The organism is Maribacter sp. 4G9 (assembly GCF_002742265.1).
Classification (GTDB): domain Bacteria; phylum Bacteroidota; class Bacteroidia; order Flavobacteriales; family Flavobacteriaceae; genus Maribacter.
The window spans coordinates 38,138-62,282 of record NZ_MDGL01000007.1 but is presented as its reverse complement, the minus strand read 5'-3'; the positions used below and the strand labels follow the sequence as shown (position 1 = coordinate 62,282).

24 protein-coding genes are annotated in these 24,145 nt (G+C 39.6%); 10 read left to right on the top strand and 14 right to left on the bottom strand.

All coding sequences use genetic code 11. The features are described 5' to 3' along the window. Window position 1 precedes the first annotated feature (1 nt). Entirely contained in the window at window positions 2-3,097 is a 3,096-nt protein-coding gene (locus tag BFP75_RS00880) for a UvrD-helicase domain-containing protein (protein WP_099542757.1), read from the bottom strand. A 118-nt stretch (window positions 3,098-3,215) separates the two neighbouring features. On the opposite strand from BFP75_RS00880, the gene BFP75_RS00875 reads away from it, so the two are divergent. Next, window positions 3,216-3,824, top strand: a complete 609-nt coding sequence (locus BFP75_RS00875) for a superoxide dismutase (RefSeq protein WP_099542754.1) — start codon at window positions 3,216-3,218, stop codon at window positions 3,822-3,824. A gap of 646 nt (window positions 3,825-4,470) precedes the next feature. Here BFP75_RS00875 and BFP75_RS00870 read toward each other — a convergent pair. The 4 genes from BFP75_RS00870 to BFP75_RS00855 form a co-directional block, all read right to left on the bottom strand. Then, window positions 4,471-6,369 carry an amidophosphoribosyltransferase gene (locus BFP75_RS00870; RefSeq protein ID WP_099542751.1) on the bottom strand — a complete coding sequence of 633 codons (1,899 nt, stop codon included), beginning with the start codon at window positions 6,367-6,369 and terminating at the stop codon, window positions 4,471-4,473. A gap of 41 nt (window positions 6,370-6,410) precedes the next feature. Further along, window positions 6,411-7,337: a PfkB family carbohydrate kinase gene (locus BFP75_RS00865; protein ID WP_099542749.1), complete on the bottom strand. Its 927-nt coding sequence runs from the start codon at window positions 7,335-7,337 to the stop codon at window positions 6,411-6,413. Window positions 7,338-7,427: 90 nt separating this feature from the next. Further along, a complete protein-coding gene (locus tag BFP75_RS00860) occupies window positions 7,428-8,063 on the bottom strand; it encodes a viroplasmin family protein (RefSeq protein ID WP_099542746.1) in 636 nt (211 codons plus the stop codon). After that, a complete protein-coding gene (locus tag BFP75_RS00855) occupies window positions 8,063-8,632 on the bottom strand; it encodes a phosphoribosylglycinamide formyltransferase (protein ID WP_099542745.1) in 570 nt (189 codons plus the stop codon). Before BFP75_RS00855 ends, BFP75_RS00860 begins: the two co-directional genes overlap by 1 nt. Before the next feature lie 257 nt (window positions 8,633-8,889). Between BFP75_RS00855 and BFP75_RS00850 the strand changes: the two genes are divergently transcribed. From BFP75_RS00850 to BFP75_RS00825, 6 genes are all read left to right on the top strand, one after another. Beyond that, complete coding sequence (locus tag BFP75_RS00850) at window positions 8,890-9,123, top strand: acyl carrier protein (protein WP_047247024.1); 234 nt, start codon at window positions 8,890-8,892, stop codon at window positions 9,121-9,123. A gap of 108 nt (window positions 9,124-9,231) precedes the next feature. Continuing rightward, on the top strand, window positions 9,232-10,482 hold the full coding sequence (gene fabF / locus BFP75_RS00845; RefSeq protein ID WP_099542743.1) for a beta-ketoacyl-ACP synthase II: 1,251 nt from the start codon (window positions 9,232-9,234) through the stop codon (window positions 10,480-10,482). A gap of 7 nt (window positions 10,483-10,489) precedes the next feature. Further along, complete coding sequence (rnc, locus tag BFP75_RS00840; protein WP_099542741.1) at window positions 10,490-11,221, top strand: ribonuclease III; 732 nt, start codon at window positions 10,490-10,492, stop codon at window positions 11,219-11,221. Between the two features lie 116 nt (window positions 11,222-11,337). Next, the gene (locus BFP75_RS00835) at window positions 11,338-11,805 is read left to right on the top strand and encodes an IPExxxVDY family protein (protein WP_099542739.1); all 468 of its coding nucleotides are present in this window, start codon (window positions 11,338-11,340) and stop codon (window positions 11,803-11,805) included. A 2-nt stretch (window positions 11,806-11,807) separates the two neighbouring features. Next, window positions 11,808-13,250, top strand: coding sequence for a pyruvate kinase (gene pyk, locus BFP75_RS00830; RefSeq protein WP_099542736.1), 1,443 nt, complete (start codon window positions 11,808-11,810; stop codon window positions 13,248-13,250). A 247-nt stretch (window positions 13,251-13,497) separates the two neighbouring features. Next, window positions 13,498-13,929, top strand: a complete 432-nt coding sequence (locus tag BFP75_RS00825) for a small multi-drug export protein (RefSeq protein ID WP_206073459.1) — start codon at window positions 13,498-13,500, stop codon at window positions 13,927-13,929. A gap of 20 nt (window positions 13,930-13,949) precedes the next feature. Here the strand turns inward: BFP75_RS00825 and dinB are convergent, their stop codons facing one another. Next, window positions 13,950-15,053 carry a DNA polymerase IV gene (gene dinB, locus BFP75_RS00820; protein WP_099542731.1) on the bottom strand — a complete coding sequence of 368 codons (1,104 nt, stop codon included), beginning with the start codon at window positions 15,051-15,053 and terminating at the stop codon, window positions 13,950-13,952. Window positions 15,054-15,081: 28 nt separating this feature from the next. Here dinB and BFP75_RS00815 point away from each other — a divergent pair, with 28 nt between their 5' ends. Genes BFP75_RS00815 through BFP75_RS00805 form a run of 3 tightly spaced genes read left to right on the top strand, consistent with a single transcriptional unit; the run spans window position 15,082 to window position 16,700 of the window. Then, the gene (locus BFP75_RS00815; RefSeq protein WP_099542729.1) at window positions 15,082-15,753 is read left to right on the top strand and encodes an NAD(P)H-binding protein; all 672 of its coding nucleotides are present in this window, start codon (window positions 15,082-15,084) and stop codon (window positions 15,751-15,753) included. Beyond that, on the top strand, window positions 15,746-16,213 hold the full coding sequence (locus tag BFP75_RS00810; RefSeq protein WP_099542915.1) for a CYTH domain-containing protein: 468 nt from the start codon (window positions 15,746-15,748) through the stop codon (window positions 16,211-16,213). Before BFP75_RS00815 ends, BFP75_RS00810 begins: the two co-directional genes overlap by 8 nt. Window positions 16,214-16,220: 7 nt before the next feature. Next, window positions 16,221-16,700 (top strand): YciI family protein, encoded by a 480-nt coding sequence (locus BFP75_RS00805; RefSeq protein ID WP_410504068.1) that lies wholly within the window; start codon window positions 16,221-16,223, stop codon window positions 16,698-16,700. 40 nt (window positions 16,701-16,740) lie between these two features. Here the strand turns inward: BFP75_RS00805 and BFP75_RS00800 are convergent, their stop codons facing one another. The 8 genes from BFP75_RS00800 to BFP75_RS00765 all read right to left on the bottom strand — a co-directional run bounded on the left by BFP75_RS00800 (window position 16,741) and on the right by BFP75_RS00765 (window position 24,087). After that, on the bottom strand, window positions 16,741-17,883 hold the full coding sequence (locus tag BFP75_RS00800) for an AEC family transporter (protein WP_099542724.1): 1,143 nt from the start codon (window positions 17,881-17,883) through the stop codon (window positions 16,741-16,743). Window positions 17,884-17,887: 4 nt separating this feature from the next. Continuing rightward, complete coding sequence (locus tag BFP75_RS00795; protein WP_099542722.1) at window positions 17,888-19,081, bottom strand: pyridoxal phosphate-dependent aminotransferase; 1,194 nt, start codon at window positions 19,079-19,081, stop codon at window positions 17,888-17,890. A gap of 159 nt (window positions 19,082-19,240) precedes the next feature. After that, window positions 19,241-19,636: a hypothetical protein gene (locus BFP75_RS00790; protein WP_099542914.1), complete on the bottom strand. Its 396-nt coding sequence runs from the start codon at window positions 19,634-19,636 to the stop codon at window positions 19,241-19,243. 31 nt (window positions 19,637-19,667) lie between these two features. Continuing rightward, complete coding sequence (gene pheS, locus BFP75_RS00785) at window positions 19,668-20,687, bottom strand: phenylalanine--tRNA ligase subunit alpha (protein WP_099542719.1); 1,020 nt, start codon at window positions 20,685-20,687, stop codon at window positions 19,668-19,670. Window positions 20,688-20,781: 94 nt separating this feature from the next. After that, window positions 20,782-21,417, bottom strand: coding sequence for a carbonic anhydrase (locus BFP75_RS00780; protein ID WP_099542716.1), 636 nt, complete (start codon window positions 21,415-21,417; stop codon window positions 20,782-20,784). Between the two features lie 89 nt (window positions 21,418-21,506). Beyond that, window positions 21,507-22,133 carry a carbonic anhydrase family protein gene (locus BFP75_RS00775; protein ID WP_099542713.1) on the bottom strand — a complete coding sequence of 209 codons (627 nt, stop codon included), beginning with the start codon at window positions 22,131-22,133 and terminating at the stop codon, window positions 21,507-21,509. After that, window positions 22,130-23,713 (bottom strand): SulP family inorganic anion transporter, encoded by a 1,584-nt coding sequence (locus tag BFP75_RS00770; protein WP_099542712.1) that lies wholly within the window; start codon window positions 23,711-23,713, stop codon window positions 22,130-22,132. The genes BFP75_RS00775 and BFP75_RS00770 overlap by 4 nt, the downstream gene beginning before the upstream one ends. 77 nt (window positions 23,714-23,790) lie before the next feature. Beyond that, window positions 23,791-24,087, bottom strand: coding sequence for a hypothetical protein (locus BFP75_RS00765; protein ID WP_099542709.1), 297 nt, complete (start codon window positions 24,085-24,087; stop codon window positions 23,791-23,793). Window positions 24,088-24,145 lie beyond the last annotated feature (58 nt).

Below are 24,145 nucleotides of genomic sequence, written 5' to 3'. Positions count from 1 at the left end.
ATTAAATAAATTCTACAATTATATTCTCGTTAATATAAGCAATGATTTTATTTTTTACCCTGTATCCCATGTCTTGATATGCATTTGCATAGGATTCCAATTGTTCTTTGTATTTGGGACTTTTTTTCCCTGTCTTATAGTCAATGATACTGATACTATTTCCCATGAGGACAACGCGGTCCGGTATTAAGATGGACCCATTTGATAATAGTAGTTCTTTTTCATTATAGGCGATGATATCCTCCCCATAAAATTCGTTCAGATCCGGATGACCTATTAGTTTAATAAGTGTTTCACGTACGTATTCAAAGGAAGACCCACTTAAAACTCCTTTCTGCAAGGCCTTTTCCAAAGCAGCTCCCAAGTCTTTTTTGGAGTTAACATGCTGTAGGATATGATGGTATACATTTCCTTGTTCCAATGCGATTTCCCTTTCCGTATCCCAAAGCATTCCGGCCTTGGTATTTATTTTGAAGGAATCCCTATCTTTGTAGGAATAAAGATAGGGAACCGTATTGGTATTACCTTCCCTAATTTGACGCCTTTTGGGCGGGTTCATTTTTCCAAATTCGTACTCAAGTACATCCTGGTTCCAAAGACCTTTATCCATCAGATATTTAATAAATAGTCCGGAATAGTACTCGGGTTTATAATCCCCATCTTTCTTTAAGTCTTGACAGCTGATGATGTAGAGGGCGTTTACCCCTCTTGTCAGGGCCACATATAATAGGTTCAAAGCATCCAATTGAAGCCTTTGGTGCTCTTGCTCAAAGAGTCTGGCCCCAATTTCCCCGTAGTTTTTGACTTCCTGCTTTTTGCTGATCAACAATTCATCAAACCCTAGAAATAGTTCAGGATTAACCGGCATCCAAAGTTTTGGGTCTATTTCCTCATATATGTTGGTGTTTGCATAGGGAAAAATGACCACTGGAAATTCCAACCCCTTGGATTTATGGATGGTCATGACCTGCACTGCCCTGGAATCCTCAGGTGCGCCAATACTTAAGGTATTTGATTTAAGTTCCCAATTGTTCAATAAGGATTGGGCATCCGTGCCGTATTGCTGTTCCATATCGAAAACAAAATCCATGAAAGACATAAGATGTGCATCAGATTCTTTCGCCAAATCAAAAACCTTAATGGCGTGTTCCATGGAATCCAACAGTGACCGACCTTTGATCTTTTCGATATCAAACGTATACTCGGTACTTAAAAACTGTGGTAGGTCGTTTAAGTGAAAACGGATAAAGTCATGCTTGTTCTCTTCTGAACCGGACAAATAATCCAGAATCCCATAATTGGTTGCTGGGTCATCTGATATTAACATAAACCTGACCAATGAAATCAAAAACTGAACTTTAGGGCTGGTGGAGAGTAATAAGGAATCCGAAGATATGACCGGAACCTCTTTGTCCATTAAAAAATTTGTAAGGGCCACACCATGTTTCTTTTTCCGAACCAAGATGCAGATATCCCCATATAGGAATCCCGCTTTTAACGAGTTTTCGATGGCTTGCAGAACCTTTTCACCATAGGCTGTGTCCATCTCCTCCTGTAAAAAACTTAGTTTGACGTATCCACCTGATTTATTGTTCGTTTCCTGTTGATTCCCTGCCTTAAAAAATGCTTGATACGTTGGATTATCCAAAAGACCGCCAACGTTCTGGAAAAATTCATTGTTGAACCTGATGATTTCGTCTTGACTCCGATAATTTTTAGGCAATTGGTGGGTTTCCCCTTCAATTGAAAAGGGATTGTTCTTTTTTGTTGCCAGATCCAAAAATTGCTCAGCGTGACCACCACGCCAGCGATATATGGCCTGCTTGGCGTCCCCCACCAAGAACAAGGAGCCTGACCTTCCCTGGTCATCCGTACCTTCCAGGGCATTTGCTATTAAGGGAATCAAATTGTTCCACTGCATTTCAGAAGTGTCCTGAAATTCGTCTATAAAATAGTGTTTGTATTTCTCGCCCAATCGCTCATAAATGAACGGGGCAGGTTGATTCTTAATTTCCTTTGAAATGATTTGGTTAAATTCTGAAATGGAAAGTTGGTCCTTCTCGGTTTGAATTTGCTTTAACTCCTGTTCAATAGTGTTTAAAAGCGTTAGGGGAACAAGGTTGACGTAAATATTGGCCAGAAAACCTCTTTGAAAGATATTTTCTTTAATATTCAAGAATTTCTGTAAAATGGTTTTTGCAAATTCTTCCGATGGATTCCCCAAACCGACTTTTAATATTTTGCCTTCTATCAAATTTTCCTCCAATTTATTGTTGTAAAGGACATTGGGACTAAGGATCCCGTCCAGAATTTTTCTAAAATGGTTAGGAAGTGTTTGTCTTGGAAAATTGGATTCTTCAATTCCACTAGCGCTTATAAAGGAAAGCGTGTCTTTAGCAATACGTCGAATTTCTTTTTCACTGATTGAAATGAGCGATTGGATGTGGTTTTGTAATGAAATAAAATCGGACAGTTTCTTTTCTTTAAATCGTTGAAGGTGATAGGTGTTGGTTTCGTCTTTTAGGAGTTTTCCAATTTTCAACAGGTCATATCCAATGTCCCAACTTTTATCCTCGTCTATTTTTTCCATGGCAAAATCCATTAGGATTTTGGTGAGTTCCGGGTCTTCACCGGCTTTTGACAAAACGCGGGCAACCGCTTCGGAAAGCAACAAGTCCATATCAAGGACCACTTCAAAATTCTGGGATAGTTTTAGGTCTTTGGCAAAAGTCCTAATAACCCTGTGCGTAAACTTATCAATGGTTGAAACATCAAAAAAAGCATAATTATGAAGTATTTCCTTTAAACGGAGCTTAGATAAATCCCTCAAAGCTTCCATACTTAAATCCAGATCTTCCTTAAGTTCAAGAAAGAGCGGGGGCGCATTATCCAATAAACTGACCCTGGAGAAGGAATCAAGGCTGTCCAGAATTCTATATTTCATTTCGTTTACCGCCTTATTGGTAAACGTAATGGCCAAAATTCTTTTAAAACTATAGGGGCTGGAAAGAACAATTTTAAGATAGGCCTTTGAGAGCGCATAGGTCTTACCAGAACCTGCAGAGGCATTGTATATCCTAAACGTACTTTTTTGCACCTATTTTTATCCGCAAAATAAGGATAATGAAACAGTTCTTAACAAATAATTGGGTTAATATAAATGTTAAAATCCTTAAATTTGGGATATTAATATTAATCTTAAAAACAAATAAATTATGGCTTTTCAATTACCGAATTTGCCCTATGCATATGATGCCCTGGAACCTCATATAGATGCTAGGACAATGGAAATACATCATACCAAACATCATAATGGGTATACTTCAAAGCTAAATGCAGCAATTGAAGGAACAGACCTGGATGGCAAATCAATCGAGGATATTTTATCCAATCTGGATATGAACAATATGGGAGTCCGCAATAATGGAGGAGGTTTTTTTAACCACTCTTTATTTTGGACTATACTTTCCCCAAACGGAGGGGGAAAACCTTCTGGAGATTTAGCAAAAGCAATTGATGGTGCTTTTGGTTCCTTTGAAGGTTTTAAAGATAAATTCAGTGATGCGGCGGGATCTAGATTTGGATCTGGTTGGGCCTGGCTATGTGTCCATAAAGGTGGTAAAGTGGAAATTTGTTCCACACCTAATCAGGATACACCCATAATGCCCGGTGTAGGTTGTGGGGGGTATCCTATTTTGGGATTGGATGTGTGGGAACATGCATATTACCTAAACTACCAAAACAAACGTCCGGATTATATCAATGCATTTTTCAATATCATCAATTGGGGCGAGGTTTCAAAATTGTACGAAGCCAATAAATAGTCTCAAAAGAATACAGAAGTTAAATCAAGAACCACTTATAGAGAGATCTGTAAGTGGTTTTTTTGTGCATATAATAGAAAAGGGCGGAGAAACCTCCACCCTTTTCGTCCCAAATCTTACCATAAACTTAACCTACTTATGCTATGGCAAGACTAAATTACTGGTATTGTGGGAAATAAAAAAAGAAATGTTAAAAAATTTTCTTTTCTCCTTACTAGAGACCTGATTTCTTGAACGGTATGTAATTGATATGCGGTCAAAATAAAAAAGGCGGAGCATAGCTCCACCTTTTTTCCCCAAATCTTACCATGAACTTAACCTACTTATGCTATGGTCCTCCAAAGATATATCTAAAGAAGGTCCAAATAAAAAGGAATTGGTTGAACGGCCTAAACCTTAGTTGAAATGCCAAAGTTGTATTATTATCCTACAGCAAGGGAAAGTCGGATAATTTGTAAATGGCAGGAAATAAAAAAGGTGGAGAGTCCTCCACCTTTTTTGCCCCAAATCTTACCATGAACTTAACCTACTTATGCTATGGCAAGCTTAAAAGTAAGGTTAGTGCTACCTGAACAATCATTACATCGATGAAATACATCTTTTGTCGATGAAACGCATAGTTATTAGGTTGAAAGAATCTTTTCCATCAATAAGCCCTTTCGTTCTTTCCCTCGAAAAAATTTATAAAAGCTCTATTGACGACCCTATTACCTCCCGGTGTTGGATAGTTGCCGGTGAAATACCAATCACCCAAATTTTTAGGACAGGCTTGGTGAAGACTGCCAATACCTTGATAGATTATTTGAACTTCTGCTTTAATATCACTGGGGCTTAACAGTTCACCAATCTTCTTGGAAATCTGGTCCGCGCTAAAGGGAGCATAAATTTCCTTTACATAATTGATAATATCCTTGTCCCTTGTTGTAACCTGTTCGACACATTTTTTATAGACATCCTCTATAATTTGCCATGTGTTGTTTTCTTCATGAAGTGCCAAAGCCGCCCTAAAGGCTATAAAGTCTTCAAGTTTGGCCATATCGATCCCATAACAGTCCGGGTATCTAATCTGTGGTGCCGAAGAAACCACAATTATTTTTTTAGGTAAAAGCCTATCAAGGATTTTTAGGATACTTTTCTTTAAAGTTGTACCTCTAACGATACTATCGTCTATAATCACCAAATTATCGCCCTGTTTGACGGACCCATAGGAGATATCATATACATGGGCCACTAAATCATCCCTACTGTCATCCTGTGTAATGAAGGTTCTAAGTTTGGCATCCTTAATGGCAACTTTTTCAATTCTGGGCCTTACCTCTAGAATTTCATGTAACTCTTCACTTGTAATATTGGCACCTATGGAAAGAATCTGTTCTTCTTTTTTCTTGTTAAGATAATTTTGGGCTTCTTTGACCATGCCAAAGAAAGATGTTTCCGCTGTGTTAGGGATATAGGAGAAAACGGTATTTTTAAGATCATGGTCTATGGCCTTAAGAATTTGTGGAAACACCAATTTTCCCAGCATTTTTCGCTCTTGGTAAATTTCTTTGTCACTTCCCCTGGAGAAATAAATACGTTCAAAGGAACAAGCCTTGCGCTCCCTAGGCTCCAAAATTTGCTTAATTCTAGTAGTACCGTTCTTTTTTACAATAATGGCGTTTCCAGGTTCCAATTCCATTACTTCCTCAAAAGGAACATTAAAAACCGTTTGAATGGCCGGTCTTTCCGAAGCAACCACAACTATTTCATCATCCTTATAGTAATAAGCGGGTCTTATACCGGCGGGATCTCTTAATACAAATGCATCTCCATGTCCCAGTAGTCCGGCCATGGCAAAGCCGCCATCAAAATTCTTGGCCGCCCGTTTCAATATTTTTGAGACTTTTAATCTTTCAGCTATAATAGGCGATGCCTCCTGCTTATTGAAGCCTTCCTTTTTGATCTGCTTATAAAGTTTGGCAACGGCGTCGTCCAAGAAGTGACCTATTTTTTCCATTACGGTCACCGTATCGGCCATTTCCTTTGGGTGCTGTCCCAATTGAACCAAATTATCGAATAGCTCGTGAACATTGGTAAGGTTAAAATTACCAGCCACGATGAGGTTCCTGTGCATCCAGTTATTTTGCCTTAAGAATGGATGGACACTTTCTATACTATTTTTCCCAAATGTTCCATAACGGACATGACCCAACAACAACTCCCCTATATATGGAATGTTATTTTTTTGAAGCCTCACGTCATTCTCATACTCCGGATGGTCCTTAAGCTCCTTATTGATCCTTTCATTGATTTGGGCAAAAATATCCTGTATAGGCTGTTGCTGGCAGGAACGAACTCTGCTCATATACCGTTGCCCTGCCTCTACATCCAACTTAATGCTCGCAAAACCGGCACCATCCTGGCCTCGGTTATGTTGCTTTTCCATCATGAGGTACATTTTGTTTACCCCATAAAAGGCCGAGCCATATTTTTCCTTATAATATTCAAGAGGCTTGAGCAGTCTGATTACCGATATGCCACACTCGTGTTTTATTGCGTCACTCATTGGTGTACATATTAAAAAAACCCCAAGAGTGGGGCCGAGGATTATTGTAATTCAATTTCAAACTGTGTAAGTGCTTTAAACTGATGTAACCTACTATTGATCTCATCCCTACCGAGGTCCAACATCCGTTCTGTTCCAAATTTTTCTACGGAGAACGATGCGAGGTTCGAGCCATGTATGACGGCTTTTTTCAAATTATCAAAGGAAACATCCTCCGAAGCTGCCAAATAGCCAGAAAAGCCTCCGGCAAAGGTGTCGCCGGCTCCTGTGGGGTCAAAAACATCCTCCAAGGGCAGGGCCGGGGCAAAAAACACTTGTTCCTCATGAAAAAGGAGTGCTCCATGTTCGCCCTTTTTAATGACAACGTAGTCGGGACCCATTTGAAAAATCTTCTGGGCTGCCTTTACCAAGGAATATTCCCCGGTTAATTGCCTAGCTTCCTCATCGTTAATTGTTAGAACGTCTATTTTTTTAACAACCTCTGTCAACTCGGGCAAAGTATGGTCCATCCAAAAATTCATCGTATCCAATATGATGATCTTTGGTCGTTTTTCCATTTGATCAATTACACTCATCTGGATATTTGGGTGCAAATTTCCCAGCATAACAACATCTGAGTCCTTATAATTATTTGGTACCAAAGGCTTGAAATCGGCCAACACATTTAGCTCGGTGACCAAAGTATCCCTAGAATTAAGGTCGTTGTGATATTTGCCCTTCCAAAAAAAAGTTTTACCTCCTTTGACTACCTCAAGAGCGGAAATGTCGATGTTCCTATCCTCTAACAGATCTAGGTATGCTTTGGGAAAGTCTTCACCTACTACTGAAACGATGGCGGCATCAACGTCAAACTGTGAAGCTGCCAAACCTATAAAAGTAGCGGCTCCCCCCAAAATTTTGTCCGTTTTGCCAAAAGGGGTTTCAATGGCATCGAATGCTACCGTTCCTACAATTAAAAGCTTGCCCATACCGTGGTTGAAAATGAAGTTGCAAATATAATGATTTGCCAAGGGAATTGTAGTTGATAGACCGGTACAATTTTGAATAGTTATCAAAAATTACTTTCTACCAAAATCAGCGGGAATTTCTCCCCAAGCCTTGGTTTCCCATTTTACAATGGGGGTATTGTACGAATTTGTTTCAAGCCATTTTTCCGCCCTACTGATAAGGTCAAACAATGCCTTATTCTTTGGGTTTTCGGGTAAATTGGTGTTACATTTTTTCTTTCGAACCCAACTTATCGCCGTGCGGGAATCCGTGTAAATTATTCGATCACTATTTCGGTCCTTAAGAAATGCAAGGCCATGTACAATGGCCAAAAACTCTCCAATATTATTCGTTCCTTGCTCAAAGGGGCCTTGTTTGAATAATTTTTTCTTGGTTTTAGTATCCACACCTTGGTACTCCATAATACCTGGGTTTCCGCTGGAAGCTGCATCCACGGAAATGGAATGATAGTTGGGTTGGCCTATTTTTAAAAGTGCTTCGGGGGAAAGCTGGGATTCGCCCTTTTTCTTTCCTTTATATTCTTCATAGTTTCCGTTATAGGCTTTTTTTGCAAGCTGGAACGTGGCAAATGATTTGTACTCCGCTCCTTTTACTCCGTCTATAGCGGCCTTACAATCTTCCCATGTCTCATAAATGCCAGGTCTTTTACCCTTCCAAACCACATAGAACTTTTTCTTTTTTCCCATTAGGACAATAGGTCTTCAATTACTTTTGGAAAATGTTCATACTCCAATTGGTGCACTTTTCTTGCGATATCTTCTGCCGAATCGCTTTCAGAAACATTGGTCTTAACTTGTTGTATAACCCCACCTTCATCATAATTGGCATTTACATAATGAATTGTAATGCCCGTTTCCGTTTCTTTATTTTCCTTGACCGCATTATGTACGTTCATGCCATACATTCCTTTCCCCCCGTATTTTGGCAATAGGGCTGGGTGAATGTTGACAACCTTATTGGGAAATGCATCGATGATGTTTTCTGGAATTTTCCATAGAAAGCCCGCTAAAACAATCAAGTCCGGATCAAAACTCCTTAGGATGTTCAAAACACAATCACTTTTTACAAAGGCATGTTTATTGAAAAAAAGCGCGTCAATATCCAGTCGGTTACATCGATCCAGAACATGGGCATCCCGTTTATTGGTCAGAACGGCCTTTATGCCAATAGTAGGGTGCTCGCCAAAGTAATTGGCAATATTTTCAACATTGGTGCCGGATCCTGATGCAAAAAGCACAATTTGTTTAGATTTCAAAGGACAGAAAGGTTTGGTTTACATAAAGGCCGTGCCTAATAACTCAGGCAAAAGAAAACAGAAATTAAATAAACGGCAAAGATTTGTTTTAAAACAACGATGAAAATACGGATAACTAGATGAATTTTTCTGTTATGAAATTCCTGCGCATGAATTTTATTTTCTTAAATTACCTTACATTTTAACGACAATTAGTGTTATTAAACCAAAGTTTTTTATTTTTGCCTTCAATTTAAATTTTTAAAACCAATATTATTATGTCAGACATTGCATCAAGAGTTAAAGCTATCATTGTTGATAAATTAGGAGTTGACGAAAACGAAGTGGTATCAGAGGCTAGCTTTACCAACGATTTAGGGGCAGATTCATTGGATACTGTTGAGTTGATTATGGAGTTCGAAAAAGAATTCGATATTCAAATCCCTGATGACCAAGCTGAGAATATCGCAACAGTTGGCCAAGCCATTAGCTATATAGAAGAAGCAAAGTAATTTGATGATTTCTTAAACAGATTTTAAATTATCCATGTGGTAAACGCTCCGCATGGATAATTTTTTTTAATTTACCTTCGGTTTATTTCTAAACTAAAAATAAGTTCAATGCAATTAAAGCGAGTTGTAGTTACCGGATTGGGTGCACTTACCCCAATAGGTAACAATATTGAGGAGTATTGGAACGGTCTTGTAAATGGTAAAAGTGGATCCGCCCCTATAACATACTATGATACTGAAAAATTTAAGGTAAAATTCGCCTGCGAACTAAAAAATTATAATACAGAGGATTATTTCGACCGAAAGGAAGGTCGCAAGCTCGATAGGTTTGCACAATATGCATTAATATCGTCGGATGAGGCCATTAAAGATTCCAAGCTGGACTTGGATAAACTGGATAAGTTTAGGGTAGGAGTTATTTGGGGCGCAGGGATTGGTGGCCTTGAAACGTTCCAAAATGAAGTAATGAATTTTGCCTTAGGAGATGGAACTCCAAGGTTTAATCCGTTCTTTATTCCAAAAATGATTGCGGACATTGCCCCTGGTCATATTTCCATCAAACATGGTTTCATGGGGCCCAATTATACCACGGTTTCAGCATGTGCATCTTCTGCGAACGCCTTGATAGACGCGCTTAACTATATCCGTTTGGGTCATTGCGATGTAATCGTATCCGGTGGCAGTGAGGCGGCGGTTACCATTGCCGGCATGGGTGGGTTTGGTGCCATGCACGCATTGTCTACCCGTAATGAAAGTCCGGAAACAGCCTCAAGACCGTTTGATGCAACTAGGGATGGTTTTGTACTTGGTGAAGGGGCGGGCGCTTTGATTCTTGAGGAGTATGAGCATGCGAAGGCAAGAGGAGCTAAAATATACGCTGAGGTAGCTGGCGGTGGTCTTTCCAGTGATGCTTACCATATGACCGCACCGCATCCTGATGGCATTGGTGTTGTTAGGGTAATGGAAAATTGCTTGCGGGATGCAGGAATGGGTATAGAAGAGGTAGATACCATCAATACCCATGGTACTTCTACACCTTTGGGAGACGTTGCTGAATTAAAGGCTATTTCAGAGGTATTTGGAGAGCATGCCAAGAATATAAACATCAACTCTACCAAATCCATGACCGGACATCTTTTGGGTGCAGCAGGGGCGATAGAGGCCATTGCTTCAATTTTGGCCATGGAGCATGGAATAGTACCACCTACCATAAATCATACAACGGTAGATGAAAACATAGACCCTAGTTTAAACTTGACTCTCAACAAGGCCCAAAAAAGGGATGTAAGGGTGGCCATGAGCAATACCTTTGGTTTTGGCGGGCATAACGCTTGTGTGGTCTTTAAAAAAATAGATTAAAAACTATATGACCTTTCCTAAAAATATTTTCAATTCCCATTCTAAACAGGATGGGGATTTTTTTTTAGGTTTAAAAAGGATATTGGGTTTTGCGCCCAAGCGTTTGGATTACTATAAAAAGGCCTTTCTACACAGGTCCATGAACCAAAAGGACGGGAATGGAAATCCAATGAATTACGAACGATTGGAGTTCTTGGGCGATTCTATGTTGGGAACAATTATTTCCAAACATTTGTATAACGAAGTTCCCGAGGGTGATGAAGGATATCTTACAAAAATGAGGTCCAAAATAGTAAGTAGGGAGCACCTCAATGAACTGGGTAAGGACTTGGAATTGATTAGGTACGTAGAAAGCAGGATTCCAAAATCCCACTTTGGCGAAAATATCCACGGGAATGTTTTCGAGGCACTGGTAGGGGCTATTTATCTAGATAGGGGTTATAAATATTGTGAAAAATTCATAAAGAAAAGGGTCATAGAGCCCTATGTGGATATAGAGCAGTTGGAAGGTAAAGTCATTAGCTATAAAAGTCTAATCATTGAATGGTGCCAAAAGCAAAAGAAATCCTTTAATTTTAATGTGTACGATGACACTGGAAACGATTCGTTAAAGCACTTTGCAGTAAAGCTTTCCATAGACAATAATGTAGTGGCAAAAGCGAGGGCCACCTCCAAAAAGAAGGCCGAGGAAAGAGCTTCCAAAAGGGCTTTTTTTGCCCTTCAGGATAAAATGAGGTAGAAACGTTATAATTGCAACAAAACGCTAACGTTTTCGTAACTATAACCCCATCTTAAACTTATTTGCCTGTTAGGCTTTATACTTTAATAGTTCTATATTTACCGTTTTGAGCGCATATGTCGGCAGTATATAAAATAAAAGATGATTATTTTGATGATTCCTTTCTTTTAGTCGCATTGCATAGCAGCTTAGAGGATTATGCCATTGCCTATGGTTTAAATAGTGTCTTAAGGGCAAAGTTTAAAAGGAGCCGAGCCGATTTCGATTTATCGGATAGCAGATCCTTCCCCTACTACGAGTGGGAAGACGAATATAATTATAGGTATTGGGTTCTGATTTCCAACCATAGCTCAAAACAGGAATTGGTGAACAACAATGATTTATTTCAATATGAAACAACCTATTCCAGACCTCGTTTAATTCCTGAACTTAAGGAGGTGGATTATTTCCTAAAAATCGAAGAGGATGAGGAGACGATGGACGCAGATACGATAATAAAAACCCTTTTGGGCAACCCTAAAATTATGGCGGCCTACGAGGTAGATGTGAACAAACTAAAATCTAGAAACAATTTAATTTTTTAATAATGTCAACCAACAAAAAGACAAAAATCGTAGCAACTTTAGGCCCCGCTACAAGCAAGAAAGATGTGCTAAGGAGCATGATGCTGGCAGGAGTGGATGTCTTTAGGATAAATTTTTCCCACGCAGATTATAATGATGTAAAGGAACGTGTAGATCTTATACGCGAGTTAAACGAGGAGTTGGAAACCAATACGGCCATTTTGGCCGATTTGCAAGGCCCCAAGCTTAGGGTTGGGGTAATGTCCGGCGAAGTTGTAGTGAGCCCAGGGGACGAACTTACCTTTGTGACCGGGGAGCCTTTTGAGGGTACCGCTGAAAGGGTATATATGAATTACAAAGAATTCCCTAGAGACGTTAAACCGGGAGAACGTATCCTTTTGGATGACGGTAAATTAATTTTTGAGGTCGTTTCCACGAACGGGGAGTCTGAGGTCAAGGCCAAGGTAATTCAAGGAGGACCATTAAAGTCCAAAAAGGGCGTAAACCTTCCAAACACGAATATTTCACTACCGGCCCTTACAAAAAAGGATATCAAGGATGCTGAATTTGCCATAGCGCTTGAGGTGGATTGGATTGCCTTATCCTTCGTAAGGTTTAGCCAGGATTTGATTGACCTACAAAATATTATAAAGCAGCATTCCCAACATAAGATTCCAATTATCGCCAAAATAGAAAAGCCGGAAGCCGTTGAGAATATCGATAAAATTGTTGCCTACTGTGATGGTCTTATGGTAGCTAGGGGAGACTTGGGGGTTGAAGTTCCTGCCCAAGAGGTTCCATTAATCCAAAAGAAATTGGTTCTTAGAGCCAAAAAAGCACGAATTCCGGTAATTATCGCTACCCAGATGATGGAAACCATGATTACGAGCCTTACCCCTACCAGAGCGGAAGTAAATGACGTTGCCAACTCTGTTATGGACGGTGCGGATGCCGTAATGCTATCCGGTGAGACTTCCGTTGGAAACTATCCGGTACAGGTAATCGAAAAAATGGCCAGTATTCTAAGAAGCGTTGAATCATCGGAACTGATAAAAGTACCACACGAACCACCGCACGTAAGGACCAATCGGTACATCACAAAGTCTATATGCTATCATGCCGCTTTAATGGCCAATGAAATTAAGGCCAAGGCCATATCTACATTGACCAATAGCGGTTACACCGCATTTCAAATTTCGGCATGGAGGCCTAGTGCCCATATCTTGGTGTTCACTTCCAATAAACGAATCCTTACTCAATTGAATTTATTATGGGGCGTAAAGGCGTTTTATTATGATAAATTTGTTTCCACGGACCAAACGATCGAGGATGTGAACGGTATCGCTTGCAAAAAAGGTTATTTGGAGGTGGGCGACATGTTGGTAAGTTTGGCGGCCATGCCCATAAAGGCAAAGGGTATGGTAAACACGTTAAGGGTTACTGAAATTGAAACCTGTAATTTTTAAGTAACAATAAAATAATACCGTTTCATAGACCTGATGAATTCATCAGGTCTTTTTTTTCTTTTATAGGTATTTCATGTTCCGATAGAATAATTATCCTCTTGACACAATCTTCGGAGCATTGTTGAATTTGTATCGACCCTTAACTTTAGTTCTTTTTTATGAATTGATATAGGTGCCTTAATCACAAGGTTGACTAGCTTCGCAGACCTAAAGTAAACTGATTTTGATACTTGATTTTCTTTTGGCAATGTTGTGGAGTTTTTCCCCTTTTGGAGAGGCCAAGGTAGGGATACCTTACGGTGTGCTTAAAGGGTTGGACATCTACGCCGTATTTATTTTTTGCTTTTTGGCGAATGTGCTTGTTTTTCCCATGATGATGTTTTTTTTAGATAAAATCAATGTGTATTTTACACGTTGGCGCTTTTATAAAAAATCCGCTTTATTCGTTGCAAGAAGGGCAAAAATGGGTTCTGGCGATAAAATCAAGAAATTTGGTTTTTTTGGGTTGATGTTCTTCGTAATGATACCACTCCCGGGTACTGGTGTTTATGCAGGTAGCATAGCTGCTTATCTATTCAAAATTGAGCGGCAAAAGGCTTTTTGGGCGAATACTATTGGTATCTTTTTCTCCTCGGTCATTGTATGGCTGGCTACCCTTGCCTCCATGCAAGTAATTTAGATAGACCCTTTAAAGGAAAACTAAAAATCAAACTTGAGCTGATAGGAAACGGTCTCATTCTCTTTTTTAGGCCGCTCCTTTTTTTCCGTGTTCAAATTGGCTAATGAAATCCCTAAAAGCCGAACAGAGTTCTGTAACTTTTCTTGGTACAACAACTCTTTTGCCGTTTCCAAGATGAGTTTTTGGTCCGAAATAAAATAGGAGAGGGTCTTGCTTCTCGTGTTCAAGGTAAAGTCACTGTACTTTATCTTTAAGGTTACCGTTTTACCCGCTATTTTGGATTTTTGAAGACGTTTCTCCAATTCGTTGGCAATATGTTCCAAACGTTCCAACATAAAAATTTCACTGCTTAAATTTTCGTTGAACGTACGTTCCGCCCCAACGGATTTGGGTATTCTTTGGGGTTTCACCGGACTGTTATGTATGCCCCTGACCACATTATAGTAATAGCTTCCGCTCTTTCCAAAATGCTCTTCCAAAAACGCCTCGGATTTTGTTTTTAGGTCTTTTCCCGTGAAAATTCCCAAACGGTACATCTTATCGGCAGTTACCTTCCCAACCCCGTAAAATTTGCGTATTTCCAGATTCTCCAAAAACGTATGAACTTCTTCTGGGTTCACCGTCTTCTGACCATTAGGCTTGTTCACATCACTGGCCACTTTGGCGATGAACTTGTTTATGGAAATACCTGCGGAGGCATTGAGACCGGTTTCTTGTAAAATTCTGTGCCTAATTTCTTTTGCAATGAGCGTTGCCGAAGGATTTCCTTTCTTGTTTATGGTAACGTCCAAATAGGCCTCGTCCAGCGATAAAGGCTCCACTAAATCTGTATAGTCATAAAAAATAGAACGGATCTGTTTGGAAATTTCCTTATAACGATCAAAACGGGCTTTTACAAAAATAAGTTCAGGGCAGTTCCGTTTGGCCAAAACACTGCTCATGGCACTTCTAACCCCAAATTTCCTCGCTTCATAGCTAGCTGCGGATACGACCCCCCTTTCAGAACTACCTCCTACGGCAATCGGTTTGCCCCTTAGTTCTGGGTTGTCCAATTGTTCAACGGATGCATAGAAAGCATCCATATCCACATGGATGATTTTTCGTAATGGAAATTCATTGGACATCCTGTAAAATTAAGGTATATTTAATTTGATGGAGGGGCACAAAAAATCGGCTATAATTCTTGGGGCCACAGGGCTTACCGGAAGCGCGCTTTTACAGGTACTTTTGGAAGATGATCGATACGGAACTTTAAAATTGTTTTCAAGAAGACCTTTGAATATCTCCGCGGATAAAATAGAGGAACATCTTGGGGATGTGCTGGATTTGGAGCGTTTTAAACCTGTATTTAAGGCCGATGAGGTATTTTGCTGTATTGGTACCACCAAATCAAAAACACCCGATAGGGAACTATATCGAAAAATAGATTTTGGAATCCCTGTAGAAGCAGCTCGAATGTGCAAAGCCAATGGCATTGATACCTTTATCGTTATTTCAGCAATGGGGGCAGACCCAAATAGTACTTTTTTTTACAATAAGATAAAGGGAGAAATGGAGGAGGCCGTCCTAGATATAGATGTACCCAAAACCCATATCTTGCAGCCTTCATTAATTTCCGGGCAAAGGAAGGAAAAACGGGTAGGGGAATGGTTGGCCAAGAAACTGTTCAAGGTATTTGAGGTACTGTTCATTGGCGCATTAAGAAAATATAGGTCCGTACATCCATCGGAAATAGCAAAATGCATGCTTCTGTTGGCCAATAGGGAACAGGAGAGTGGAAGGATAACTTCCGATGAAATTAAAAATTTGGCAAAAGGTGATTGAAATAGAAAGAAAGTTTCTTGTAAAATCCATGAATTTTGTTGGTGTAGCGGTTTCCAAGATTAGGATTGTTCAGGGTTTTTTAAACACCCATCCAGAAAGGACCGTTAGAATCAGGATCAAGGGAGAAAAAGGTTTTATGACGGTAAAAGGTAAATCGAACGATTCCGGTACTACTCGTTTTGAGTGGGAAACGGAGATTGGATTGAAGGATGCCGAAAAGTTGCTTGAACTTTGTGAAAAAGGAATTATTGACAAGACAAGGTATTTGGTATCCTTTCACGATCATAGTTTTGAGGTGGACATATTCGGGGGGGAGAACAAGGGGCTGATTTTGGCCGAAATTGAACTGTCAAACGAAAATGAAATCTTTCAAAAACCGGATTGGCTTGGCGAGGAAGTTACCGGGGATATAAAATACTACAATTCACAATTAAGCAAACAACCCTTTAATACCTGGTAATATGAAAATGATTTTACCTTTATTTCTTACCATGCTTGTCTCTTGCGGGAATCCAAAATTGGATAGGGAAATACACTCCAAAATTATTGAACCGAGCAAAACCAGGGCAGAAATTAAGAAAGAACTGATCGATAAGGGCTACGAAGTCTTTGATTATATAGATGCGGAAACCAAAGATACGGTGTTGATGCAGCAATACTTCATTGCATTTTTAAAATCGGGGCCCAATAGAAGTCAGTCAAAGAAGGAGGCTGATAGTCTCCAATCCCTACATTTAGGACATTTAGGGCGTATGTATGAATTGGGCTATGCAGATATTTCAGGACCGTTTGGGGATGATGGGGAAATTAGGGGCATTACCATCTATAACACGCCAACCATTGAAATGGCAGATAGTCTTGCTCACATGGACCCTATGGTCAATGCGGGTAGATTGGTCATAGAAATACACCCATGGTGGGCGGCCAAGGGATTTCACTTAAGATAGCATCCTTTGTCTAGCTTAAAAATTCCATTGATTACTAGAATCAGGTTGTTTCCGTTCTGGTGGTTTTGTAAATGACCCAACCAGCTTTCTGCCTACCTTCTTTTTCCCGTGATTTAAATACAACTTTGAATAAATATGGTATGGTGCCCACAAAAGAAAAAATCATACCTAAGACCAATACGGAATATCCATTGGAAAAAAGATTTCCGCTGGATAAAATACCCAATATGAGTATCGTTGATAAAGGAAACGACAAGGCAAGGATATTCACTCCAAAAGTAGCATTGAAGGTCTTTTGTTTCTTCTTAATGTCAATTTCTTGAGAGCCTACCACTGCAATATGCGAAAATGGCCAGAAACTACAGGCACTTAGCCCAAATGAAAGCAGTACAAGTATATCTTGTTGTACCGTAATATTTGCAACTAGGATAAATGCTCCTGAAAGGACACTTACAAATCCAGCCCTCAAAAAAAGCAATGAGAAAATTTTATAAATCTGCTGTTTCTTTATTTTCATGGCCAAGCCGATAAACAAAAGAACAAGGGGCGTCATTATGACGCTGAGTCGCGTAAGCGTATCACTAATGATAAATGGCAACGACTCCATTTTAAAACCAAAAAATACCAAAATCAAGGCAATGACTATAAAGATATTTACGGGTTCGGAGATCATTGCCATTGTCAAGGACTTTAATTTTGATGCCCTGGATTGGTCTGTTATAGCCCGTTTGACATAGTACCAATTCATGGCTACGAGGTAAAGGATTATTAAAACAAAAATTTTATTGCCCAAGTCTGCCATGGCCGCCTTTGCCAAGTACGCTTCGCCCAAAAACTCCAAAACAAAAGGGAAACAGGATAGACCCGGTGCCAAAGAAGGCACCAATAATCTTGCCGTACGATATTCCGGGGAATTCTTTTTAATTCCGGTTAAGGGCATTACATAGGGAAACAAAACAAATAGGAGAATGTTCAGTCCCAATGCCAAAAATGGTAGGGAAAGCAATTCCGCATCCAATTGTACACCCAACAAGGCTATAAAAATAGTGGCGGGCAAAGCAAGATTTAAAATTATTTTCTTGATACCTGTCAACTCCTCCTTTGATCCAAATTTGAATTTAAGAAGAAGACCTATACCAATAAACAACAAAAAGGTAAATGTTTTTTGTAATGTATAATCCATAATATTATGCCAAAACGTCTGTAAGCGCAGCCGTGAATATTTTCATTTCATCCATGGTGCCCATACTCACCCTGCACCAATTTTTTCCCATAAATTCAAAGGCCCGGACGCCCACTTGTTTTTCAAGCATCTTATCCAAGAACAATTTTCCGTCCATTTCTATTGGAAAAATGATGAAGCTTGTTGAGGATGGAACGTAGTCGTACCCTAATTTGGAAAGGCTTTTGTAAACGTATTCCCTGGCGGCCGCATTTTTTTCCCTTGATGAATCCTGAAATTCCTTGTCATCCATACTAGCGAGGGCGGCGAAAATTGACGTATAGGAAATACCCATACCCCCTCGGGTAATTTTTTGAATTTTCTCCAACGTGGATTCCTGTGCTACAATATATCCTACGCGAAGGCCTGCCATGCCATGAATCTTGGAAAAGGTCCTTGCGATGATTACGTCCTTCCCTTCGTTGATAAGGCTTACCATACTTTGTTTTGCACCATCTTCTAGGAAGGCCAAGTACGCCTCATCCACAAAAACGGGTACTTTTTCAGAAACCCTGGAACAAAAATCCAACATTTCCTTGCTATCCGTTATACTACCGGTAGGATTATTGGGATTACAGATATACACAAGTTTCGTTTCTGAATCAATGGCCGCTTCCATGGCCTTTAGGTCGTGTGACCAATCCTCCTTGAGGGGAACGGGTTTCCAACTGGCTCCTGTAGCTTGGGCTACCTGCATGAGCGACATATAGGACGGATCAGCGGAAACTACATTTCCGCCATTAAGAAACAGTACCATACCGGTTTTTTCCAAGAGATCGGAAGAACCTGGCCCCATCATGATGTTTTTTGGACTTACACCTTCCTCGGCCGCGATTTTATCGATAAGATCGAATAATTCTCGCCATGCATATCGGTTACCCTTTGTGGCAACATTTTTTAATGCCTCAACCGCTTTTGGTGAAGGACCATATGGGTTTTCATTGGCATTCAATTTTGCCAATAGCTTCGATTCCTCCGGAAATTCCTTGGGTACAAACTCCTTGAAGAATGGGCTGTACAAGGCGTTTCCTTGTGTGTCCAAAGGAATATAATTTTTAGGGACCTCAGAAATACCCAAGTGGGGAAATAAAGTAATACCTCCTGCCGTGAGCAATCCTGTCTTTAACCAGTTTCTACGATTTAAATTTCCTGTTTCCATTAGTTCTATATGGTTTAATTAGCTATAGAGACCAATTTAGAAATAGGGAAGTGCAAATCCTATCCTAATAAGATAAAAATCACCTAATTAAATTTTAAAATATTTAATAATAGGAGGTGATAATTATCAATTTTACAATGAAATTGTCAAAAACCCAGATTATTTTGCGAATATTCCATCTTTTTCTACTAAGGGAATATGGATAAGATGCTGTTCGTTTACGGTTCCTTTTTCAAAAAGGAACCTTTTTTCATAAAGTTTGTTGTCTGCATAATAGGTGACAAAAAACTCATTGTTTAGTCTAAGCACGTCTTCTTGGACCAATTCTACTTTTTCAAAAGATTTGGCGGCTACTACGCCAATGGCATGTCGCATGGTCGAGGTCTTTATTTGGTCGTCGTATCCTTTTGATACAATAAGGGCCATCTCTATAGGGGTTTTCCTGTTGTTGATGATGTAGGCGTTCCAATCCTTGGACAAAAATTCCTCGTTCCATTCATAGACCATGGCAATGTAAACATCTTTGGCAATGGGTATTTCTATATCTTTTTTCAAAAAATGATTTTGAGGTATTAAATAGCTAAGATTATAAGGCACTTTTAAATTGCTCTAAAAATCGGATATCGTTTTCGCTCAGCAAACGAATATCGCTTATCTGATGCAACAATAGGGCAATCCGGTCTATTCCCATTCCAAAGGCAAAGCCAGAATAAATGCCTTGGTCTATGCCACAATTTTTGAGAACGTTAGGGTCTACCATACCGCATCCCATGATTTCCAACCAACCTGTTCCTTTGGTCATTTTATAATCGGTTTCGGTTTCCAGTCCCCAATATACGTCTACCTCCGCACTGGGCTCGGTAAATGGAAAATAGGAGGGACGAAGCCTAATCTTGGATTTTCCAAAAAGTTCCGTAGTGAAATACTGTAAAGTCTGTTTTAAATCCGCAAATGATACGTCCTTATCAATATACAGTCCTTCCACTTGGTGAAAGAAGCAATGGGACCTTGCCGAAATAGCTTCGTTTCTATAGACCCTTCCGGGTGAAATGGTCCTAATGGGAGGTTTGTTGTTTTCCATATACCTCACTTGCACTGAAGACGTATGTGTTCTCAGTAAAATATCGGGGTTTGTTTGGACAAAAAAGGTGTCCTGCATATCCCTGGCAGGATGATATTCCGGTAGGTTGAGCGCGGTAAAATTATGCCAATCATCCTCAATTTCAGGTCCTTCCGAAACATTGAACCCTATTCTTGAAAAAATATCTATAATCTTGTTCTTGACGATGGATATGGGATGTCTGGCACCCAATTCCGTAGGGTTACCGGGACGGGTAAGGTCACCAAAAAGTTTTTCTTCGGATGTATTGCTCTCCAAAGAGCGTTTTAGTAACTCTACTTTTTCCGTAGCCGCCTGCTTAAGCTGATTTATAGTTTGGCCAAACTCCTTTTTCTGTTCGTTGGGCACATTCTTGAACTCCGTAAAGAAGTCGTTCAATATCCCTTTCTTGCCCAGATACTTTATTCTAAATGCTTCTACGGCATTCATATCGTCTGCAGTAAACGAGGATACTTCGGCAATTTGTTCCTTTATTTTATCAATCATAATGCTTGATTAAGGCAGCAAATTTAAAACTTTTAAAAAACGTGTGATATGTTTTTGGGGATTAAGATATACAATGGGAGGTATTCAAAGTGTGTCAATCCAAATGATATATTTCCATAATCTCCTTTAGGATTCCCTCAAAATCGATCTTCAAATCGATGAGCTTTCCAGAATGTACATCAAAAACCCATCCATGGACCGTAAGCTCCCGTTGCCTGTATGCTTTCTGGACTACTGCCGTTTTAATAAGATTGACACATTGCTCTTGGACATTAAGTTCCACCAAACGGGCATATTTCTTTTCTTCGTTCTCAATATCATTTAATTCATCTTTGTGGAGCCTATAAACATCCCTAATACAGCGTAACCATGGATTTAGAATGCCCAAGTCTGCAGACTGCATGGCGGCCATAACACCACCACAGGCGTAATGGCCACAGACTACCAGGTGGTTCACCTTTAAATGTTCCACGGCATACTCAACTACGGACATCGTATTCAGGTCAATGTTAATGACCATATTGGCAATATTCCTGTGCACGAATACTTCACCAGGATTGAGTCCCATAAGTTCTTCGGCTGTAACCCGGCTATCGGAACATCCTATATATAAAAATTCTGGTTTTTGGCCTTTGCCAAGATCGTTGAAGTAATTTGGCTGCAAAGACAATTTGTCCTCGATCCAATTTTTATTGTTTTCAAAAATCTTATCTAAAAAGTGGGATGCCATAGAAATCGATTGTTTATCTGAAATATAATCCTTTCTAATTTATGAAAGGGCCATATAGCTAAATTGGCCTTTCCAGTATAATGTATATTTCAATAAAATTCGACCGCTCCAGAAGATATATCGTACATAGCACCTACTATCATAATTTCCCCGTTTTCTTCCATCTCCGCCAGGACCCTACTTCTTGCCCTAATATTTTCTATGGTGATTTCTACATTTTTTTTGGCGACCTTGTCCACAAACTCCAAGTTGCCGGAATTCCTAAGACTTTCGTCCACAGGCTCTTTTACAGCAGCCACAGCAGGTTCTATTTTATTTATCAAAGCCGTAAGATTCCCCAATCTGGCATGGTCACAGGCACCTTTGATAGCTCCACAACTGGTGTGGCCCAAGACTACAATGAGTTTGGTTCCTGCCAATTTAGAAGCAAACTCCATGCTGCCTAGAATATCTTCGTTCACAAAATTGCCTGCTATACGAATACTGAAAATATCCCCTAAACCCTGATCAAAAACCAACTCTGCCGATACTCTGGAGTCAATACAGCTTAAAATCGTCGCAAACGGAAATTGTCCCTCACTCGTATCGTTGACCTGCTCCAGTAAATTCCGGTTCGCCTTTAAGTTGTTTTGAAAACGCTGGTTTCCTTCTTTTAAAAATTGCAATGACTTATTTGGGGTCATTGTGGCTTGTGTTTCTCTTGTGTGCGCTTTCATGCTGACTTTTTCTTTGATTTATAAAAAAATTCTATAAAACTTATCGGATTTTCTATTATTCCGCGTTCTGAAACAAGTTTAATATTTATGTTACGCTCTTTAGCCTTTGTTTTAAAATCTTCGAGGATTTCTATAATATCGTTGTCCAGATACTTGGTCTTTACCACATCTATGGTCAACCAAGTGTTTTCAGGAAGGTTATCCAATTCTTTCAGAATGGCTCCCTTATTAAAAAAAGTGACTTCCTCGGCAAGGGTCATTTTTATACTATTTTTTCCGTCTTGATTCTCCTTTATATGTAAAAAGTGTGAATTTTGATAGCTTTTTAAGAGTATTACTATAATACCAACACCTAAGCCTAGACCTATTCCGACCAATAAATCAGTAAAAATGATTCCTAGAACGGTCACAAAAAATGGGATAGACTGTTTCCAGCCCAAATCATACATTTTTTTGAAGAGGGCGGGTTTCGCCAGCTTATAACCAACAACAAATAAGATAGCAGCAAGTACTGAAAGGGGAATCTTGTTCAGGATATTTGGAATGAGTATTACCGAGAACAATAGGAGGAAACCGTGGATTATGGCAGAAAACTTGGTTCTACCACCAGACTGAATATTGGCCGAACTACGCACTATAACTTGGGTAATGGGCAGCCCACCTATCATACCTGAAATGATATTACCTGCTCCTTGCGCCAAGAGTTCCCTATTTGTTGGAGTAACATTTTTATGAGGGTCCAGTTTATCTGTCGCTTCTACGCAAAGCAATGTTTCCAGACTGGCAACAAGAGCTATGGTAAACCCGGTTATCCAAATTTGAGGGTTTGTTATAGCCGAAAAGTTGGGGAAACTGAATTGCCCAAAGAACGATGCAGCGTTTTCAGGTACCGGAACACTTACCAAATGTTCCTTTGAAATCCCCAACACCTCATTGTCCGCGGTCAATAGGTAATAAAGTATTCCAATGGCTACTGCCACCAACGGACCTTGGATCAATTGAAAGATTTTAGCTTTTTTGGTTAAAACTTGGTCCCAAAGAATTAAAATACCCAACCCCATGATGGCTATCAAAGACGCACCAGGACTTATATTGTTTACGGTATTTAATATTTCCGAGAATGTATTTTCACCATCCACTTGAAAAAAGGACCAATCTCCTTCTGGATCAGGGTCGTACCCAAAGAAATGCGGTATTTGCTTTAAAATGATAATGATTCCAATTCCTGTGAGCATACCTTTTATTACCGATGAGGGAAAATAGTAACCAATAATCCCGGCCTTTAAAATTCCAAATATTAACTGAATGACCCCACCAATAACCACGGCAACCAAAAAATTCTGATATCCGCCAAGAGTCCCTATGGCGGTCAATACGATTGCCGCCAAACCGGCGGCCGGACCACTGACACCAATTTTGGAACCGCTCAATGCACCTACTACGATACCTCCAATAATACCGGCGATCAAACCGGAGAACAATGGAGCACCACTGGCTAAGGCAATGCCCAAACAAAGTGGCAACGCTACAAAAAATACGACGATACTCGCAGGGATATCGTTTTTTAAATGTTTAAACATATGTCTTTAATTATTTTAAAGTCGACCACATCGGTGGTCAAGTGAATTTTCGAATCGTTATTTATCGGACAGGAAAATTATACTTTTGGGGGAGGTAGGGACACTTCCTTCGTAATGGAAGTTATTAGATTAGTCCTGTTTTTGTCGAAAGACAGCATATTTCCTTTACGTATGAAAGCCAGGTTACTTTGGAGATTATCTACTAAATACTTTTCCGTAAACTCGAAGGTGTTTTTTTCGCTGTTTTCCTCTTCTTCACTAAAATCCAATACAATTTGTTCACCTTCACCTAGCACCAACAATGCGCCAACCGATGGAGCTAAAATGGCCACCAATAGGAAAATGGAAAAAAAATAAATTAAGGATAATTTCAAATTTATTGGTTTGTTTTTTACTAAGATACAGAATAAAGAAGAATGCCTGTAATATCTT

Coding starts and splice junctions, on each gene's coding strand:
- BFP75_RS00835 (WP_099542739.1), top strand. CDS start 11,338: ATGTCGGCAGTATATAAAATAAAAGATGATTATTTTGATGATTCCTTT.
- BFP75_RS00870 (WP_099542751.1), bottom strand. CDS start 6,369: ATGAGTGACGCAATAAAACACGAGTGTGGCATATCGGTAATCAGACTG.
- BFP75_RS00850 (WP_047247024.1), top strand. CDS start 8,890: ATGTCAGACATTGCATCAAGAGTTAAAGCTATCATTGTTGATAAATTA.
- BFP75_RS00875 (WP_099542754.1), top strand. CDS start 3,216: ATGGCTTTTCAATTACCGAATTTGCCCTATGCATATGATGCCCTGGAA.
- rnc (WP_099542741.1), top strand. CDS start 10,490: ATGACCTTTCCTAAAAATATTTTCAATTCCCATTCTAAACAGGATGGG.
- BFP75_RS00815 (WP_099542729.1), top strand. CDS start 15,082: ATGGAGGGGCACAAAAAATCGGCTATAATTCTTGGGGCCACAGGGCTT.
- BFP75_RS00795 (WP_099542722.1), bottom strand. CDS start 19,081: ATGGAAACAGGAAATTTAAATCGTAGAAACTGGTTAAAGACAGGATTG.
- BFP75_RS00770 (WP_099542712.1), bottom strand. CDS start 23,713: ATGTTTAAACATTTAAAAAACGATATCCCTGCGAGTATCGTCGTATTT.
- pheS (WP_099542719.1), bottom strand. CDS start 20,687: ATGATTGATAAAATAAAGGAACAAATTGCCGAAGTATCCTCGTTTACT.
- pyk (WP_099542736.1), top strand. CDS start 11,808: ATGTCAACCAACAAAAAGACAAAAATCGTAGCAACTTTAGGCCCCGCT.
- BFP75_RS00865 (WP_099542749.1), bottom strand. CDS start 7,337: ATGGGCAAGCTTTTAATTGTAGGAACGGTAGCATTCGATGCCATTGAA.
- BFP75_RS00780 (WP_099542716.1), bottom strand. CDS start 21,417: ATGGCATCCCACTTTTTAGATAAGATTTTTGAAAACAATAAAAATTGG.
- BFP75_RS00775 (WP_099542713.1), bottom strand. CDS start 22,133: ATGAAAGCGCACACAAGAGAAACACAAGCCACAATGACCCCAAATAAG.
- BFP75_RS00800 (WP_099542724.1), bottom strand. CDS start 17,883: ATGGATTATACATTACAAAAAACATTTACCTTTTTGTTGTTTATTGGT.
- dinB (WP_099542731.1), bottom strand. CDS start 15,053: ATGTCCAATGAATTTCCATTACGAAAAATCATCCATGTGGATATGGAT.
- BFP75_RS00825 (WP_206073459.1), top strand. CDS start 13,498: ATGTTGTGGAGTTTTTCCCCTTTTGGAGAGGCCAAGGTAGGGATACCT.
- fabF (WP_099542743.1), top strand. CDS start 9,232: ATGCAATTAAAGCGAGTTGTAGTTACCGGATTGGGTGCACTTACCCCA.
- BFP75_RS00860 (WP_099542746.1), bottom strand. CDS start 8,063: ATGGGAAAAAAGAAAAAGTTCTATGTGGTTTGGAAGGGTAAAAGACCT.
- BFP75_RS00805 (WP_410504068.1), top strand. CDS start 16,221: ATGATTTTACCTTTATTTCTTACCATGCTTGTCTCTTGCGGGAATCCA.